The sequence below is a fragment of the Streptomyces sp. NPDC001270 genome, from assembly GCF_042896695.1.
In the GTDB taxonomy this organism is placed as follows: domain Bacteria; phylum Actinomycetota; class Actinomycetes; order Streptomycetales; family Streptomycetaceae; genus Streptomyces.
This window is the reverse complement of record NZ_JBIAXM010000109.1, coordinates 1-1,141: the sequence shown is the minus strand read 5'-3', so window position 1 is coordinate 1,141 and position 1,141 is coordinate 1. Positions and strand designations below refer to the sequence as shown.

General features: G+C 65.5%; 1 protein-coding gene. It reads right to left on the bottom strand.

Going from position 1 to position 1,141, the window contains the following annotated elements; translation table 11 throughout:
* Positions 1-1,141, bottom strand: a 1,141-nt coding sequence (locus tag ACFY2B_RS46200) for an acyl-CoA dehydrogenase family protein (RefSeq protein ID WP_390769055.1), incomplete at both ends; no start/stop codon positions are given.

Sequence of the window (1,141 nt, the reverse complement as noted above, 5' to 3'; positions counted from 1 at the left end):
ACGGGAGGTTGCGGGCCATGACGACCCGCTGGACCTGGTTGGTCCCCTCGTAGATCTGCGTGATCTTCGCGTCCCGCATCATCCGCTCCACCGGATAATCCCGCGTATACCCATAACCCCCCAACAACTGCACCGCGTCCGTCGTCACCTCCATCGCCACATCCGACGCGAAACACTTCGCCGCCGCACCCTGGAACGTCAGATCCGCATCCCCACGCTCCGACTTCGCCGCCGCCGCATACGTCAACTGCCGCGCCGCCTCGATCTTCATCGCCATGTCCGCCAACATGAACTGCACACCCTGGAAATCCCCCACCGGCTTCCCGAACTGCCGCCGCTCCCGCACATACCCCTTCGCATACTCGAACGCCCCCTGCGCCACCCCCAACGCCTGCGCCGCAATCGTGATCCGCGTATGGTCCAACGTCCGCATCGCCGTCGAAAACCCCGTCCCCTCCGCACCGATCATCCGATCCGCCGGAATCCGCACCCCATCGAAATACACCTCACGCGTCGGCGACCCCTTGATCCCCAACTTCCGCTCCGGCGCCCCGAACGACACCCCCGCATCCGACTTCTCCACCACGAACGCCGAAATCCCCCGCGACCGCGCCTGCGGATCCGTCACCGCCATCACCGTATAAAAATCAGACACCCCCGCATTCGTGATCCACCGCTTCACCCCGTCCAACACCCAGTGATCACCATCACGCACCGCCCGCGTCCGCATCCCCGCCGCATCCGAACCCGCCTCCGGCTCCGACAAGCAGTACGAGAACATCCCCTCACCCCGCGCCAACGGACCCAGATACCTCCGCTTCAACTCCTCCGACCCCGACAACACCACCGGCAACGACCCCAGCTTGTTCACCGCCGGAATCAACGACGACGACACACACCCCCGCGCCACCTCCTCGATCACGATCACCGTCGCCAACGCATCCGCACCCGCACCCCCGTACTCCTCCGGCACATGCACCGCATGCAGATCGTTCGCCACCAGCGCCTCCAACGCCTCCTGCGGAAAACGCGCCTCCTCGTCCACCACCGCCGCGAACGGCGCGATCTTCGCCTCCACCAGCGAACGCACGGAATCACGGAGCATCCCATGCTCCTCGGACGGGCGGTACAGGTCGAAGTC